This window comes from Methylibium rhizosphaerae, assembly GCF_006386545.1.
In the GTDB taxonomy this organism is placed as follows: domain Bacteria; phylum Pseudomonadota; class Gammaproteobacteria; order Burkholderiales; family Burkholderiaceae_C; genus Pseudorivibacter; species Pseudorivibacter rhizosphaerae.
Map to the genome: position 1 here is coordinate 24,807 of NZ_SWAR01000016.1, position 16,834 is coordinate 41,640.

Here is a 16,834-nt window from a genome sequence, read left to right on the forward strand (position 1 = left end):
TCGCACGCCCCGGCCACCGACCATCCTGCCTCGCGACAGACTCGCCGGCCATGTGGCGCCCATTCCAGGGGCGCCGGCCGCAAACATCAGGGGTGACGAACGATGACAGGACGGCACGGAATCGGGCGCAGCCATGGCGACAGTTCGACCTATGTGCCGACCTCCGTCGCCGAAACGGCGTCCTCGCGACGCGGTTCGCCCTCTCGGTCGACATCGGAGCCGGCGCACGACGGTCTTGCGTCCCGGGCCGTGGACAGCCAGCGCGAAAAGGCAAGTGGCCGAAAGACTGACGGCGAAAGCGACGAGCACCAGGCGCCCGGGAGCGGCCGAGAGCCGGCCGCTCGAAACCGCAACGGAAGCACATGAAGACTCACGGACACCACCTCCCGCCGCTGCCTCCTGTGCACGGTTCGTCGTCGCGGGCACCGACGGAAGCGAGCGCCGTGCCCGCGCCAAGCACGACGGACAGCGCGGGCCCGGCACCGGCACTGCCATTGCACGCCCGTGCGCCGCGCGACCCGGCGGGCGCCACGTCGGCACGCCCTAGGAACGCGATCCTGCCTTCCGGCGGCCCCGCGGCCTCCTCGCGACCTCTGGCCACGCAGCCTCCCGGTGGATCGTCTGCCGAGGCGGATGCGGCCGGTCTTCAGGGGCCTGTGCGCGTCAACGTAGCCCGTCTGTGGAGGATGTGGTCGAGGAGCGAGTCGCGCCAGGCGGAGTTCGAGCCCCTGCGGCAGGCGTACATCCGCGCAGCAGACAAGGACAGGAAGCCCATCGAGGGATACCAGTTTCTTCGCATGGTGCACCTCCTCACGACCCAGGCCGAGGCGCCGGCGCTGCCCACCGGCGTGCCGGGCATTCAGCGCCATGCGGTCAAGATCCCGGGCACTGCGAAACCGGTGCAGGTGTTGCGGTGCGACGATGACGATGGTGTCTTGGCCGACCTGCGCATCGCCGGCAGTGACGCGCAGGCCGATGTGCGCAAGGCGGCCAGCGCGATGCAGCGCGAGGCACAAAGGCGTGCGGCAAGCCGGGCCGGAGTGCTTGCGGGCCTTGCAAAGCGCAAGAGGGTCGGCGGCTCGTCTGCCGCTGCGCGCAACGAGGCGTCGAAGCGAACGCCGCAACAGCACGTGTGGAGCCTACGCAAGAAGCAACTGGCCCCTCTGCACCAGGCATATGTGGAGACGTTGCGGGGCAAGCAAAAGTTCACCGGGGCGGACTTCGTCCAGCTTCTGCAGCAGCGCGCATCGGAGCCGACCGACGTGGCCGGTATCGACCGGGGCCTGCTGCGTCTGCCGGGGGTTGATCGCGACATCCGGCTCCTGGTGCACCGCGACCCCGGCGGCGACTTGACAGACCTGCGCCTGCTGCCTTCCATCGAAGCAGAAGACCACGTGCTCGACGAGATGGCGAAGTTCCAGAGACGTCGCGGCGGCGGCAGGTGGGGTCAGCAGGCCCGGCGCACGGGGGAGACCACCTACACCAAGCACCTGCGCAGCCAGTGGGTGCATCTCGGCGTCCCCCTCCAACCGCAGTTCCAGGCCTACGAGCGGCGCATGCACTCACGGCATGAAAGCCGCGCCGAGATCATTGCGTTCCTGCGCCACCTGGACGCGTTGTGCGACAAGCATGGCGGCACGGTCGTGAACGCGGAACATGGCATCACGCGACATGTGCTTCCGCTGGAGGGCAGCGACAAGCCCACCACCTTGCTTCGACGCGCCACGGCCGGCGAAGCGCCCACCCTGCGCCATGTGGGGCCGGGCCCCATGGACGAGGCCATGACGATCAAGGACATGATCGGCCGGATCCGGCGCGGCAAAGCGCTGGCCGCGAAAGCCGCGGCCGGCCCGAGCGCCTTGCCGGCCCCCACGGAGCCGGTCGCGGCGCCGGCCGGCGCTCGTGTGCCCCGGCGCCCACGGAGCAGTCAACTCACGAGCGCGCTGGAGGTGATGGCGGCCAACAAGGCGGCCGGCAAGCGCAACCTGCTCGAAGGTGCGGACCACGTAGCCGGCTTGGACGGGCCAACGCTTCGGTCCTGGTTCGCGCATGACGGCAGGCTGAGGCGATCGCTGGACGCCCTGTCGGAAGTGCCGGGCTTCTTCGAGGAGCGAGACGCCTTCCACCAGCACCTCTCGGCGCTGGGCCATGAAGACCAGGCCGAGCAGTTGCCCCAGCCGCTTTCCGCGGACCTGGTGGCCGCGGTGCTGCAGGCGCAGATCGACCACCCGAGCGCAACCAGCACCGCCAGCCTGGCGCGGCTCACCCGCGGCAACCGCCGCGTGTTGGACCGCACCATCGACGCGCGCACCGGCGCCTTGACCGTCAGCGATCACCGCCTGCGGCACCTTCCCGGCTATGACACCCATTGGCAGGCCATCCGCACCGCACTGCAGACCCTGGGTCAGGTGGAAAGGGCAAGCCACCTGCCGCGCCCGCCCACGCCCGGCGAGCGGTTCATGCGCGCGCTGAAGGAAGATCTGTACCCGTTGGCGGCCGCCGCGAATGCGATGCGGGCCGAGCCGGGTCTTTCGGTGCGCGAGGCTGCGCAGCGGATGTCGGACTCGGCCGAACTGGCCGAGCGCCTGGAGCTGCTCGTCGGGCCGGGCGGGCAAGTGCGCGGCCGTGCCGAGATCGAAGCGCAGCTGCCCCACCTGCAGCTCCAGCGCCACAAGCACGAGCTTTCGGCCCTGCTCGCGCAGCTGCAGCCCGCGGTGCCGTCAGGCATGCGCCGGGTGCTGGTGCCGGGCTTCGCCGGCTACGGCGCGAAGCTGTTCATCGTCAACAAGACGGACGACGGCGCGGGTGTGCAGAGCACCACGAAAAAGGGCCTGCGCGCCATCTACGCGGACAGCCCCGAGCTGGTGATGCCGCCGCGCTCGTTCAGGCACGACCGCGCGAAGCAGGCCTTGCGCTGGCTGTCGACAGTGCTCAAGACGGAATTCAAGGCCACCGAGGTGCAGTGCCATTTCGATGCGAAGCGGCAGGACGTCTGGGTGTCCTCGAACAGCGACAGCATGAACCGCAAGATCAAGGTCTTTCTCGCCTCCGGTAGGCTGGCGGACACGCTTGCCCAGAGCGTCGATGCGGGTGCCAGCCGCGAAGGCCGGCACCAGTCGAAGCTGGCGCGCAAGCTGGCCGAGCCGGAGGCGGGCGGCGCGATGGCGCCGGTGCTCAAGGCCATGGCGGAGAAGCGCTTTCGGGTGCCCACCGAGGCCGTGTACCAGCACGGCAAGGCCATCGACCTGCATGCCGAGCGGCGCATCAAGGACGCGTTCCAGGAGGCCACCGGCGAAGCGCTGAAGCTGAAGTCGCTGGCCGGCACGATGCGCCCGTGCACCGTGTGTGCCGAAGACCTGGGTCTGCCGGGCTCGGTCCGCCGTGGGCCGGCCTGGCTGTCGCGGGCGGGCCAGGCCTTCTACGACGCCAACGAGATCGTGGAGCGCAATATCGGCCAGGCGATCGGCACCTACGCCACGCTCACGAGAGCCGGCAAGATCAGCGTGAACTACAACACCGACAGCGACTCGTCGGGCGACGACGCCGCCGCCCGCGCGCCGCGGCGTGCGGACCCGCAGTCCTCGTCTTCGGCGCCCTCCACGTCGTCGGTGGTGCCGGGCAAGCGCAAGCAAGGCGGGCTGCGCATTCAGGAGCCCCGGGCGCGGCGTGCACGCGTCGAGCAGCCGGCGGCACCTGCGACGAATCCTGCAGACACGCATCCGGCCAGTGCGATGACCGAGCTTTCCCGCCATCTCGACGCGTGGAACTGGCCTGCCTCTGCGCCCGCCACGACCTGGCGGCCGGCTTCGCCGCAGGAGCCGACGAGTCCCGCGGATGCACCGCCCACGCAAGGGACGGTGAAGCGCTCGACATGACGGTCTGGTGCGCCGGGACGTCCTTGTCCGGCGGCGACGGCTTCAGCTCGAGGTCTGGCCGCCCGTGCCACGCTCGTGTGCAGGCATGCGCCAGCGCATGCTCGCCTCGCGCTGCTCCATGTTCTGCAGCGCCGTCTCGATGCGCCGCATGAGTGTGCCTGCCTCCGCCGGGGTGTCGCTTGCAGCCTCGGCATGACGCTTCAGCTCGGCCAGCGCGCGCTGCAACTTCGTGGTGTCCACCGTGTCGCCTCTCAGCGCCTGCAATTCGTGCAGGGAGCGTTGCAGCGTCGAGTCGGGACGACCCTGGAGCGTGGCGAGCAGCTTCTCGGCAAGGTGAGGCAGGTCGCCCTGCGCCTGCAGTGCGGTCTGCCGCAGCTTGATCTCGCGCGTATCTCGCCAGCGGTCCAGCGAGCCGGCGAGATTGAATGCGCTGCCCTTGAACGCCGACCTCGCGGCCTGCCAGACGAAGTCGTTGGTGGCGCTCTGCGAGAACTGCTGCAGCAGATAGGCCGGCGATTGCGTGCTTTCGCCGGGTCGTGCAGAGGCGGCGCCATCGCGCAGGATCTGCCCGATCAAGGGCCCGGTCGCGGTGGAGAACACCGCCGCGAACGTGTTGGCCACCACGGCGTGCGCGAGGTCCCCGACGCGCGCCAGCACGGCTGAGCCTGACGGAATCGGGCCGCCGGCGCCGCGCCAGGGCCCCGCCAGGTAGTGCTTCATCAGCGAGCCGGTTTCGCGTGCCACCTCGGCGGCATGGCGCGGCAGGTTGCGCGCGTCCGACCAGGTCGCGGCCGGCGCGTCGGGCTGCGGCAGGCGGGTTTCGAAAAGGTTCACACGCTGCCGGCCGCCGACGAGGTTGTCCACGTCGGCAAAGGCCGGTGCCTTGAGCAGCCCGAGGGTGACCCGCGTGGCACCGCCTGCGGCACCCGACGCCAGCACCGAGCCGGCCATCACGGGCCCGGGCTGCAGCAGTGACTTCGCAGGCATGGCATAGCGGCGCAGCACGTTGGCCGCTCCGGTGACCATCGGCTGCGCCAGCAGGCCCCAGCCTTGCCCCTGCAGCGCGCTTTGCAGGAGGGCGAGGCGCTGGCGTTTCTGCTCGGCCGCTTCCTGCAGGTTGCCCAGGGTTGGCAGGTCCGGCGAGGCCGCCGGATTCGTGTTGTCTGCCAGCGGTGTCCAGTATTCCTTCCTGCCCTCGACCACGCGCAGCTGCACGGGCGCCGGGTCGGGTACGAGCGCCTTCAGGTCGACCGGTGCCAGCTGCGGAAAGTTCGCCAGCCGGGCGCGCCGGTCCATGGCGCTCAGCAGCGTGGAGTCGGTGGCCAATGCCGTGACACCCCCGACGGCACCGCCCAGCACGGCGGGGTCGTAGGTGTTGTTCAGTTCGCCCTGGTTGATGCGCTGGCCCGAAGAGTCGCTGCCGCTGAAGCGCGGGCCCACGGCGGTGGCCAGGGCCCCGGCCACCGGCGAGCGCGATGACGACGAGAGGAACTGCCGTACGCCGTCGTAAAGGGCAGGCAGCACGGCCTCGCCGATGGAGACCTTGCGGTCGCTGTCGATGGAGTAGCGCCCGTTGCCGAAAGCGCGTTCGCGTGCCTGCAGCACGCCGGCGGCCCAGTCGACGTACCGGGCCTCGAGCGCCTGTTGGGCTTCGCGCTCGGGGCCGGCCGGTGCCTTGAATTCGATGGAGTCCAGCGCGGCGCGGATGCGCTCGGCCGGGCCTTGCTGCACAGGGCCGGAGGGAGCCGTCGCGGCCTCGAGCCGCGCCACGTCGATCGCGATCTCGAAAGGCTGCAGCCGGGCTGCCACGGCGCCGGAGGACGAACCCACCTCGAAGCGGTCCGAACGTGCGTTGCGCTGCTCGTCCGACAGCAGCGTCGAAGTCAGCCTGATCCGCTCGGCCGTCTCGGCGGCCGAGAACGACTGGGTCCGGGGATTGCGGCCCATCAGGTCATGCACGAGCGCTGCGCCGGACTGGGGCGCCTGCGGCCGCTGCGGCTCGGACACGGGCGGCTGAGGCGTGGGAGCCAGTGGGGAAGTGCGGGAAACCATGCTCATCTCGGTGTGCTCGACGTGTTGTCAGTTGCTCAGGCCGCGCGACTGGCCGAGCCGGGGGTCGTCGAGCATCAGTGCGTGGATGACGGCGAGGCCCACGCCGTTGGCGAGGTCCAGCGCGGTGGCGGCGTCGACGGGGTCGTTGAACCACGAGAGCGAGTTCAGCTGCAGCAGCCCTTCGGGCGACGTGGTGAGGTACCAGCCCAGTTCGCTGAGCACGAGCGACTGCACCGAGAGCAGCCGCTGCACTTCGTTGCCGGCGAGTTCCTGCGCGGCCATGGGCAAAAGCGCCTCCGGCCGCACGGCGGGTTCGCCTTCCTGCAGGTGCACGCGGCAGGCCAGGCCGGCCGGCCCGGTGAACAGGCGGGGCGCCACCAGCGAGGGGCCGTCGTCAGGCCCCATGCCGAGCTGCAACGCCAGCTGCGACATGAAGTCGGCCTGCGCAGGCGTCATCCCCGCGCGCGGGCTGCGGGGGGGCGTGGCGGGGCGCGCGCGCGCGCCGCCGGTGGGGATGGACATCATCGGTGGTGCTCGATCGGTCTTGCTGAATGCTGCGGACGGTAGCCCCATGCCGGTGCGCGGCGCGGGCCGATGCGCAGCCATGGACGAAAGGGCGAAGTGGCTCGCCGAGGCGAGGACGGAGCGTGACTTCCTGCCCAGGACGCGCGCCGATGCGTTGAACACCGCAGGAATTCCCCGCTGTTTCATGCATGCCTGCGATGCCGGGCTCCTATGCTGAAGGCTGGGCGGCGTGAGGCCGCATGCCTTGTACCCATGCCGTTTCTGATGTCGTCACCACGGACCATGCGCCGATTCGTCCAAAGGGCTGCAGCGGGCCTTTTCGCCTGGTGTGGCCTGGTGCAAGGGGGGGCCGCCCAGGGCCTGGCGCTGCACTACCACGCCCAGCCCGAAGGCCTGGGCAACCTCGTCGTCACTGCGCTCGTGCAGTCGCCCGACGGGCGGTTGTGGATCGGCACCGAAAACGGCCTGTACCGGCACGACGGTGCACGCATCGAGCGGGTCGACAAGGTCGAGACCGCCATGCCGAGCCGGCAGATCAACGCGCTGGCGAGCGACGGCCGCCACGGCCTGTGGGTCGGCACCAGCGAGGGCCTGTTCCATTGGCACGAAGACCGGTTCGAGCCGGTGGGCGGGGCCGGGCGCAGCCTCGTCTCCAAGCAGGGCCAGACCCTCGCGGCCACCGCCGACGGCGGCGCGCTGGTGGCCGCCGAAGAGGGTCTGTACGCCGTGCGGCGCGATGCCGGCAGCGGCGGCTGGCTGGCCAGCCCCGCCTTGCCGGCGCAGGCGTGGCGCGAGGAGCCGGAGCTCGCTGCGGTGCATGCGGTGATGGTGGAGGCCGACGGCGCCTGGTGGCTGGGCTGCGGCCCGGCGCTGTGCCGCTGGCACGCCGGCGAGCTGCGGCGCTGGGGCGAACGCGAGGGCGTGCGCCGGGCGCAGTGGGCCGGCCTGCTGCGCGCGCGTGACGGTGCGCTGTGGGTGCGCAGCCGGACCCTGGTGCTGCGCAGTGGCGCGCAGGCCGACGCTGCATTCAAGGACGTCACCCCGCCCGGCCTCAGCCAGGGCACGGTGCACCTGCAGCAGCCGCTCGTCGAGGACGGCGATGGCCGGGTCATGACCCACAGCGACACCGGCCTGCTGCGGTGGCAGGCGGGCCGCTGGAGCCACTTCGCCGCGGCCGAGGGCCTCACCGTGGGTGGCGGCGTGCACGCCATCCTGGTGGACCGGCAGCAGGACGTGTGGCTGGGCACCGCTGGCCACGGCCTCGCGCACTGGCGTGGCTACCGGCACTCGCGCCACTGGACGCAGCGCCAGGGGCTGCGCAGCGACGACGTGTGGGCCTTCGCCGAGGAGGCACCCGGCCGCCTCTGGATGGGCACCGGCCGGGGCGCGGCGCTGGTGGAGCATGCTGGAGCCGATGCGGCCCGGCTGGGCGGCGAGAGCGGCACGCAGGACCCGGCGGGCGCGCTGGTGCGCGATGCGTCGGGTCACCTGTGGATGGGCACCTACTCGGGCGAGCTGTTCCGGCGGCGTGCCGGCGAGGCCTGGCAGCGCGTGGCCGCCGGCCTGCCGTTCGTGATGGCACTGCTGCCCGAGGAGGGCGGCAGGCTGTGGCTCGGTGCCGACAATGGCGGCCTCCACCTCATGAAGCCGGCTGGGCGCGGCATGTCGCACGAGCTGATGCTGCCGCCCGGCATGGATCGCCGGCAGGCGCAGCAGATGTCGGTATATGCGGCCTGCAGGTCACCCGGCGGGCCGGCCTGGTTCGGCACTTCCGCGGGCCTGCTGATGCACGACGCGGTGGCGGGCCTCACCCGGCCTGCGGTGGCCGGCTTGCCGAAAGACCTGGTGGTCGAAAAGCTCGGCTGCGCGCTCGACCGCACGTTATGGGTCGGCTCCAAGGACAACCGTGTATGGCGGCTGCGTCGCGCCGGCAGCCGCTGGTCGGCCGAGCCGCTGCCGATCGAGCGCCTGGGGCAGCGCTCGGTGATGGCCCTGCTGGGCGACAGCCGGGGCTGGCTCTGGGTGAGCACCGACGATGGCGTGCTGGTGTGGAACGGGCGCCAGTGGCGCCGCTTCGGCGAAGGCAACGGCCTCGTGTGGAGCGACTGCAACCAGGGCTCGCTGTACGAAGACTCGGCGGGCGGCGTCTGGATCGGCACCAGCCGCGGGGCCAGCCAGGTGCTGCAGCCGCAGCTGCTGTTCGAGCCGGTGCCGCTGGAATTGCACATCACGCAGGTGGTCCGCGGCGCACAGGCCTGGCCGCACGACCGGCCCTGGGCGGGCGCCTGGTCGCCGGCGGCGCTGGACATCGCATGGACCGTGCCGCTGTACACCAACCGGGCTGCGCAGCAGGTGCGCTACCGCCTCAAGGGCCTGAGCGACGCATGGCACACCACGGCGCACGGCGACGTGAGCTTCGCCGCGCTGCCGGCCGGCCGCTACAGCTTCGAGGCCGTGGCCGAAAACGCCGACCTGGGCGAGACCTCCCGGTTGGCCACCTTGCAGTTCGAGATCCTGCCGCCATGGTGGCGCCACCCCTGGGCGGTGGCCGGCTATGGCACCGGCGGGGTGGCGTTCGCCGTGCTGGTGTATCGCTGGCGCGTGCGCCTGCTGGTGCGGCGCCAGCGCGAGCTCGAGACGCTGGTCGGGCGCCGCACTGCCGAGCTCGAAGCCTCGTACCAGCAGATGCGCAAGCTCGCGCTCACCGACGGCCTCACCGGCGCGATGAACCGGCGTGCCATCGAGGAACTCGCCGGCCGCGAGCTGGCGCATGCACGGCGGGGCGAGGCGCCGGTGGCCTTCGTGCTGCTGGACGTGGACCACTTCAAGCGCATCAACGACGCCTGCGGCCATCCTGCAGGCGACGCGGTGCTGCAGCAGCTGGTGCTGCGGCTGCGCGAGGCGATGCGCGGCTACGACGCGATCGGCCGCTGGGGTGGCGAGGAGTTCCTGCTCGTGCTGCCCGGGCTGTCGCTTGCGCAGGAGGAAGGGCGCCGCCGTGTCGAACACCTGCAACGCTGCGTCGCCGAAGAAGCCTTCGACATCGGCATTGCCGGGCCACTGCCGGTGACCTGCAGCGCCGGCGCGGTGGAGGCCCAGGCCGGTGCCACTGACACCTTCGAGGCGCTGATCGCCCGTGCGGACGCAGCCCTGTACGAGGCCAAGCAGGCGGGGCGCAACCGCGTTGTCTTTGCGGGGTGAGCCGGCGCGCGCGTAGCATGCGGGGCCGACAACATCTGCAGGAGGACCCGTGATACGACTTGCCGCCATTGCTTGCCTCGCCTTGTCCATGACCGGTTGCGCCACGTTCGCGCCGTCTGTACCCGAGGGCTACACCGGTCCGCAGGCCGTGCTCGAAGACTCGGCGAAGGTCCATGGCAGCTCCAAGGCGGACTTCTTCGTCGTGGAGCAGATCAACGGCGCCGACGTCGACAACAGCCTGAATGAGACGTTCCGCAGGAACAAGGGACGCGGCTTGGCCATGACGCCGTACTTCATCAGCCGGCCGCTGGTGGCCGACCAGCCGCTCAAGGTGGCGGTAAAGGGGAGGACCCACTACGCGGCACCGATCCAGGCACTCACCCGCACGGTCTATCAGGTCAAGGGCGTCGTCGAGTTCTCTCCCAAGGCCAACACCCGGTACGTGGTTCGGGGCCAGCTGGGCGAAAACTATTCGGTCGTCTGGATCGAGGAGGCCGAGTCCGGGCAGCCGGTGGGCCAGAAGGTCGAGGTCAACGGGTCGGCGAAGCTCGGGGTGCTCGAGAAGTAGCGCGACACACCCGAAGCTCTACCGGAGCGGCCTCCGCAGGTCGGTGCGACACACGGTCGCTGCCGACCGACCACGTGGTTCTCAGCGCCGCGCCGCCTTGCGACCAGCCGACTTCTTCGGCACCACCCGCTCCAGGTGGCTGGCCATCATGCCGGCCACGATGCGCGCGGCCGCCTGCACGTCGAGCGACTCGTCGAACAGCATCTCCACCGTGGCGTAGATCAGGTCGACCACGATGCGGCTCACGAGCCTGAGTTCGGCCTCGTCTGCACCCGGAAGCGCCCGCGCCAGCAGCTGCGCCTGCTCCTGCGTGACCGCCGCATGCGAGGCCAGGCGAACCTGCTGCAGCACCGGCACGGCCCGCAGCGCCCGCATGATCCATACGCCGCCCACGGTGTTTTCGGTCACCTCGTAGGTGTCGCGGATCAGCCCTTCCAGCGCCTGCTCGAGGCTTTCGACGCCGCCCTCGAAGGTGTCGATGCCGATCCAGTGCGCCACGCGTTCGTTCTGCCGCTGCATCAGCCTCTTCCCCAGTTCGGCGAGCAGCGCGTACTTGTTGGGGAAGTAGCGGTACAGCGCCGGCGGCGTGAGGCCGGCGCGTTCGCACACCAGGTTGGTCGACAGGCGCTCGATGCCCACGTCGGCCAGGGTCTCGGCCGTGACTTCCAGGATGCGCTCGTAGGTTTCGGTGGCCCGCTGCTGCGCGGGCTGCTTCTTCGCGGCGAGCGACGGCTGGTGCTTCTTGGCGGTGGGCATCGTGCGGGATGTCGGGGTGGGGCGTCGGCGTGGCGTCCGGGATTGTCCTAGGCGTCGCGTTGACCAAAACGATAGTCATGACTATAAACTAGTGATGACTACCTGATTGCGAAAAACCGATGCCTTGCAGGCAATGAAAGGAGTGCCGGTGAAACCTGTGTCTTGCATCCCGCTGCTGGCGGCCCTGCTCGCCGCCACGGGCTGGGCCGCCGGGCCCGACGACGCCAAGGGCCTGTGGCTCACCGCCGAGAAAGACGCGGTGATCGAGTTCAGGCCGTGCGCCGACCGGGCCACCGCGCTGTGCGGCCGCATCGTCTGGGACAAGGATGCCGGCACGCCCCGGGACACCTGCGGCATGGCGATCGCGCAGCTCGAGCGCTTCGACAACGACGCCTGGCGCGACGGCTGGGTCTACGACCCGCGCAACCAGAAGAAATACAAGGGCGTGGTCCGGGTCAAGTCCGACGAGCTGCACATCCGCGCCTTCGTGGGTGTCGAGGTGCTCGGCCAGACCGAGCTGCTCAGGCGCACCGCCGCCTTGCCGGCCGCGCCGTCGTGCAAGTCGTGAGGCCTTTCGTCATGACCCAACCGCCCCGGAGCAAACCCATGCACCTCCTCCGCCTGATGCCCTCATGCGCCGCCGCCGTGCTCGCCGGCACCGCAGCCTGCGCGTCCTTCGCCGCCGGCAACGACACGGCTTCCTATGCCATCGACACCGAGGTGAAGCTCACCTCGGACCAGCGCACGCGCGGCATCTCCGACTCGCTCAACCGGCCGGGCGCGAAGCTCAGCCTGCAGGCCGCGCACGAAAGCGGCCTGGTGGCGCTGGTCGAGTTCGCCTCGGTGAGCAAGAAGCAGTTCCTGGACGGCAAGGGCGTGGGCGTCACGCTGGCCGGCGGCTACCGCTTCGGCGACCCGGACGGCTGGCACTTCGGCGCGGGCCTCGCCACCGAGCGCTTTCCCGGCGCCAGGTTCGAGGCGCCGCAGTCGTTCGACTTCAACACCTTCACACCAGGCGACGTGCGCACCACGAAGTACGACTCGTCGTTCGCGGTCCTCGAAGCCGGCTATGGCGCGCTCGAGGGCCGGGTGCTCAACGTGATCTCCAGGACCTACCGCGGCGCCAACACCGGCGGCGTGTGCGGCACGATGCTGCTGCTGATGCCGGACCCGACGCAGGCGCTCGAGTGCTATGCCCGCGGCGACCACGGCTCGCGCGGCAGCTGGCTGTTCGACCTCGACTACAAGTACCACCTCGCACCGGCCACCACGCTCAACCTGCATGCCGGCTACCAGAAGATCAACAACTTCCGCGAAGCCGACTTCGCCGACTGGCGCATCGGCATCACCCACCGGCAGTGGGGCTTCGACTGGAGCGCCGACTGGGTGGGCACCAACACGAGGGTGCGCGAGCTCTACCTGGCGCAGGACGGCGACAGGCTGCGCGCCACCGACGGCGACAAGCTGGTCGTTTCCGTGTCGCGCAAGTTCTGATGCGCGACGCCGCCGATCAACGGCTGGTGCTGGCCGTCGACCTGGGCACCTCGGGCTGCAAATCCGCGCTCGTGGCCCTGGACGGCACGGTGCAGGCCTGGGCCTTCCGCCCGGTGAAGCTGCAGGTGCAGGGGGCGCTGGCCGAGCAGGACCCGCGCGACTGGTGGAGCGCCTTCATGGGCAGCGCCGGCGAGCTGCTGGCGGCCGATGCGGCGCTGCGACGGCGGGTGGTGGCGGTGTGCTGCTCGGCGCAGACCGAAGGCACGGTGTGTGTCGATGCCGCCGGCGAAGCCATCGGCCCGGCCATGACCTGGCTCGATGCACGCGGCGCCGCGGCCATCGGGCGGCGGGTGCGCGGCCGCCTCCTCAACGTCGAGGGGTATGGGCCGCTCAAGCTGTGGCGCTGGCTGCGGCTCACCGGCGGCGCACCATCGCTGTCGGGCCGCGACAGCGCGGGGCACATGGCCTACATCCGCGACCAGGAGCCGGCGCGGTACGAACGCACCCGCAAGTTTCTCAACGTGCCCGACTACCTGAACCTGCGGCTGTGCGGGCGACTGTGCGCCACGCAGGACTCGCTGGTCACCGCCTGGGTCACCGACAACCGCGACCCGCACCGGGTGCGGTATGACGCGGGACTCATCGACGCGCTCGGCATCGATGCGGACAAGCTGCCGGAGATCGTGAAGTCCACCGACGTGCTGGGGCCGGTGCTGCCCGAGGTGGCGCAGGCGCTCGGGCTGGACGCGAAGACGGTGGTCGTCGGCGGCGCGGTGGACACGTCGGCGGTGGCCGTCGGCGCGGCGGCGGGCGACTTCGAGCCGCACCTGTACCTCGGCACTTCGTCGTGGCTGGGCGCGCACGTGCCGTTCATGAAGACCGACGTGCGCCACAAGATCGCGAGCGTGCCGTGCGCAGTGGGCGGCCGCTACCTTGCGATGGCACTGCAGTCCACTGCCGGCGCGAACCTCTCGTTCCTGCGCGACCGCATCCTGTACCACCCGGACGAGCTGGCCGCAGACGAGGAGCACCCGGCGGTCTACGAGGCGCTCAACCGGATCGCCGCCCGCGTGCCGCCGGGCGCGCGGGGCCTCGTCTACACGCCGTGGCTGCTGGGCGAGCGCACGCCGGTGGACGACCCCTGCCTGCGCGCCGGCCTCATCAACCTCTCGCTCGAGCATTCGCGCGAGGACATCTTCCGGGCCTTCCTGGAAGGCGTTGCGCTGAACACCCGCTGGATGCTGGAGCCCTTTGCGCGGCTGCTCGGGCGCGACGCCGGCGCCATCTCCGCGGTGGGCGGCGGCGCGCAGTCGGACGTGTGGTGCCAGATCATGGCCGACGTGACCGGCCGGCCGATCCGCCAGCTGGCCAGTCCCATCCAGGCCAATGCCATCGGCGCGGCCTTCATCGCGGCGGTGGGGCTGGGGGCACTTGGCTTTTCAGACTTGTGTTCGCTGCGCCAGGTGCGCCGCACCTACGAGCCGGCGAGCGCGCTGCGCCGCCTGTACTCCGACAAGTTCGAGACCTTCAAGGAAGTGCGCACGCGGCTTGCGCCGCTGTACCACCGGCTCAACGCACCACAGGGCTCCCCCGCGTGAACACCCTGCCCATTCGTCAGGCCGTGGTCGAGCTGTGCATACGGCTGTCGCACCGCGGCCACCTGGCCGGCACCGGCGGCAACGTCGCGCTGCGCATCGACGCCGGCCATTTCGCGGTCACGCCTTCGGCCACCGACTACCTGAGCATGGGCGCGGCCGACGTGTGCGTGCTGCGCCTGGAAGACCTCGCGCAGGTGGAAGGCGACCGCGCGCCTTCAGTCGAGAGCGGCCTGCATGCGAAGGTGCTGCGCGCGCGGACCGACGTGCAATGTTCCATCCACACCCACCAGCCGGTGGCCAGCGCCTGCGCGCTCATCGGCGAGGCGCTCGAGGTGCCGGCAGGCCCGCTGCGTCGCACGCTCGGCCCGCGCGTGCCGGTGGTGGGCTATGCGCCGTCGGGCACCGGCTGGCTGTCGGCCAGGCTCGCGCGGGCGCTGCGTCCCGAGCTGAACGCCTACCTGATGCTCAACCACGGCGTGCTGTGCTGCGGCGCGAGCCTCGAGCAGGCGGTGCAGGCTGTCGAAGACCTCGAATCGCTGGCGCGCGCGCATCTGGCGCAGCGCATCCACCTGAAGGCGGCGCAGGCCCCCTCGCGACGCGACGCGCTGGCGCGCGTGGCCGAGCTGCTGTCCCGCCCGTCCCCGATTCCTCCGCAACAGCCCATCGCATGAGCAATCTCGCCCCCATCCACGCCGCCGCCACGCCTGCCCCCGCCATCTCGGCCTGGCCCGACGTGAGCGATCTCTACCGCCGCTTCGAGGTGCTGGTGAAGCAGCCGATGCGCCCGATCCGGCCCGAGGCGATGCAGCGGGTCATGCGCTGGTTCGACGAGCGCTGCCAGGGCTCGAAGCGGCTGGCCGAAGAGGCCAAGGCGGTGATCCCCGGCGGCGTGCAGCACAACCTCGCCTTCAACCATCCGTTCCCGCTGGCCATCGCCCAGGCGCAGGGCGCCCACATGACCGATGTGGACGGCAACCGCTACATCGACTTCCTGCAGGCCGGCGGCCCCACGCTGCTGGGGTCCAACCACCCGGCGGTGCGGCTGAAGGTGAACGAGGTGCTCGATGCCTGCGGCCCGGCCACCGGCCTGCTGCATGAATACGAAGTGAAGCTGGCCGAGCTGGTGTGCCGGTCGATGCCCGGCGTCGAGATGCTGCGGCTGCTGGGTTCGGGCACCGAGGCGGTGATGGGCGCGGTGCGGCTGGCGCGTGCCTGCACGAAGCGGAAATGGATCATCAAGATCGGCGGCGCCTACCATGGCTGGAGCGACCAACTGGTCTATGGCATGCGGCTGCCGGGCACCGGCCGCATGGAGGCGGTGGGCATTCCGCGCGGGGCCACCGGCCACACGCAGGAGTGCCATCCCAACGACCTGGACGCCCTGCGCCGCAAGCTGCAGCTCAACCGCCTGCGCGGGGGGACGGCGGCGGTGCTGCTGGAGCCGCTGGGGCCGGAAAGCGGCACGCGGCCGGTGCAGCGCGACTACAACGCGCAGGTGCGTGCGCTGTGCGACGAGTTCGGCGCACTGCTGATCTTCGACGAGGTGGTCACCGGCTTCCGGCTCGGCATGGGCGGAGCGCAGGCCTATTTCGGCGTCACGCCCGACCTCACCGTGCTGGGCAAGTGCCTGACCGGCGGCTATCCGATGGCCGGTGCGATCGGCGGGCGCCGCGACGTGATGATGCTGCTGGTGGGCGGCATCGGCACCACCGCGCGCCGTGCCTTCGTCGGCGGCACGCTGTCGGCCAATCCGCTGTCCTGCGTGGCCGGCTATCACGCGCTGCTCGAAGCGCAGCGCACCGACGCCGCGGGCGCGGCCGGCCGTGCCGGCGACCGGCTCTGCAAGGGCCTGGCCGGCATCATCGAGCGGCGCGGGCTGCCCTACGTCACGTACAACATGGGCTCCATCGTGCACCTGCAGACCTCGGGCGTGCTGCTGCTGGACACGAGCAATGTCTTCAAGCTGCTGCGGGTGAAGGACGAGGCCCGGCGCCGCAAGCACATGATGGAAGAGATGGGCGCGGCGTACACCGCGCACGGCCTGATCACGCTGGCCGGCAGCCGCATCTACACGAGCCTCGCCGACACCGACGACGTGATCGACGATGCGCTCAATCGTTTCGACGACGTGTTCAAGCTGGTCTGACGCCATGGACACCGGCATCGATCTGCGCGCCCCCTGGCAGCAGCTGCGCGAGCGCCTGCAAGCCCGCGAGCTGCTCGACGGCCCGGGCGCGAGCCTGTCGCTGCGCATACCGGGCAGCGATGCGATGTGGTGGGCCCGGGCCGGCGACGACGCGCCGCAGCGCTTGAGCTGGCGCGAACCGCTGCCGCCCGAGGCGGATGCGCATGCGGCGATCTACCGCAGCCGCGGCGACGCCGGCGCCGTCGCGATCGGCGGCGGCGCCTATGGGCGCTGCCTGGCCGACTTCGGCGGCGGCCTGCCTCAGGTGTTCGACGAGCAGGCCCGCCACATCGGCCCGATGGCCGCCTGGGGCAATGTGCTGCTGCTGCAAGGCCGGCCGGCCTGCCTGGGCATGACCGCCACCCGGCTGGCCTTGAACGCGGAGCTGTTCGAGAAATGCGCCAAGGCCTATGTGCTCGCCGTGGCCGCGGGCGGGCGGGTGAAGCCCTTGCCGTGGCTGGTGCGAGCCATCGCGAACCGGCGGCTGCGCAAGGACCAGCAGCGCGCCGCGGAACGTTTCATGCAAGGGCAGCTGCCCGAAGAGAGCCGCGGCTACTGAGCGGCCAGACTGCCCGTTTCC

General features: G+C 70.9%; 12 protein-coding genes. 9 read left to right on the top strand and 3 right to left on the bottom strand.

Going from position 1 to position 16,834, the window contains the following annotated elements; all coding sequences use genetic code 11:
• Positions 1-797: 797 nt before the first annotated feature.
• Positions 798-3,875, top strand: a complete 3,078-nt coding sequence (locus E8D38_RS13185) for a hypothetical protein (RefSeq protein ID WP_140630956.1) — start codon at positions 798-800, stop codon at positions 3,873-3,875.
• 42 nt (positions 3,876-3,917) lie between these two features.
• Here E8D38_RS13185 and xopF2 read toward each other — a convergent pair whose 3' ends face one another.
• Together xopF2 and E8D38_RS13195 are read right to left on the bottom strand one after the other, a co-directional pair.
• Entirely contained in the window at positions 3,918-5,927 is a 2,010-nt protein-coding gene (gene xopF2, locus E8D38_RS13190; RefSeq protein ID WP_181179119.1) for a type III secretion system effector XopF2, read from the bottom strand.
• 27 nt (positions 5,928-5,954) lie between these two features.
• A complete protein-coding gene (locus tag E8D38_RS13195) occupies positions 5,955-6,452 on the bottom strand; it encodes a hypothetical protein (protein ID WP_140630963.1) in 498 nt (165 codons plus the stop codon).
• A 282-nt stretch (positions 6,453-6,734) separates the two neighbouring features.
• Between E8D38_RS13195 and E8D38_RS13200 the strand changes: the two genes are divergently transcribed.
• Entirely contained in the window at positions 6,735-9,653 is a 2,919-nt protein-coding gene (locus E8D38_RS13200) for a ligand-binding sensor domain-containing diguanylate cyclase (RefSeq protein WP_181179121.1), read from the top strand.
• 88 nt (positions 9,654-9,741) lie between these two features.
• Positions 9,742-10,221: a hypothetical protein gene (locus E8D38_RS13205; RefSeq protein ID WP_181179123.1), complete on the top strand. Its 480-nt coding sequence runs from the start codon at positions 9,742-9,744 to the stop codon at positions 10,219-10,221.
• Positions 10,222-10,302: 81 nt separating this feature from the next.
• Here the strand turns inward: E8D38_RS13205 and E8D38_RS13210 are convergent, their stop codons facing one another.
• Entirely contained in the window at positions 10,303-10,977 is a 675-nt protein-coding gene (locus E8D38_RS13210; protein ID WP_140630976.1) for a TetR/AcrR family transcriptional regulator, read from the bottom strand.
• Positions 10,978-11,125: 148 nt separating this feature from the next.
• On the opposite strand from E8D38_RS13210, the gene E8D38_RS13215 reads away from it, so the two are divergent.
• Genes E8D38_RS13215 through E8D38_RS13240 form a run of 6 tightly spaced genes read left to right on the top strand, consistent with a single transcriptional unit; the run spans position 11,126 to position 16,813 of the window.
• A complete protein-coding gene (locus E8D38_RS13215) occupies positions 11,126-11,545 on the top strand; it encodes a DUF2147 domain-containing protein (protein ID WP_246099471.1) in 420 nt (139 codons plus the stop codon).
• 38 nt (positions 11,546-11,583) lie between these two features.
• Complete coding sequence (locus E8D38_RS13220; RefSeq protein WP_140630983.1) at positions 11,584-12,471, top strand: TorF family putative porin; 888 nt, start codon at positions 11,584-11,586, stop codon at positions 12,469-12,471.
• Positions 12,471-14,069, top strand: coding sequence for a xylulokinase (locus E8D38_RS13225; RefSeq protein ID WP_140630988.1), 1,599 nt, complete (start codon positions 12,471-12,473; stop codon positions 14,067-14,069). Before E8D38_RS13220 ends, E8D38_RS13225 begins: the two co-directional genes overlap by 1 nt.
• Positions 14,066-14,740 (top strand): class II aldolase/adducin family protein, encoded by a 675-nt coding sequence (locus E8D38_RS13230; RefSeq protein ID WP_140630990.1) that lies wholly within the window; start codon positions 14,066-14,068, stop codon positions 14,738-14,740. The genes E8D38_RS13225 and E8D38_RS13230 overlap by 4 nt, the downstream gene beginning before the upstream one ends.
• A complete protein-coding gene (locus E8D38_RS13235; protein ID WP_140630993.1) occupies positions 14,737-16,215 on the top strand; it encodes an aspartate aminotransferase family protein in 1,479 nt (492 codons plus the stop codon). Before E8D38_RS13230 ends, E8D38_RS13235 begins: the two co-directional genes overlap by 4 nt.
• Before the next feature lie 4 nt (positions 16,216-16,219).
• The gene (locus tag E8D38_RS13240; RefSeq protein ID WP_140630996.1) at positions 16,220-16,813 is read left to right on the top strand and encodes a hypothetical protein; all 594 of its coding nucleotides are present in this window, start codon (positions 16,220-16,222) and stop codon (positions 16,811-16,813) included.
• The last annotated feature ends 21 nt before the right edge of the window (positions 16,814-16,834 follow it).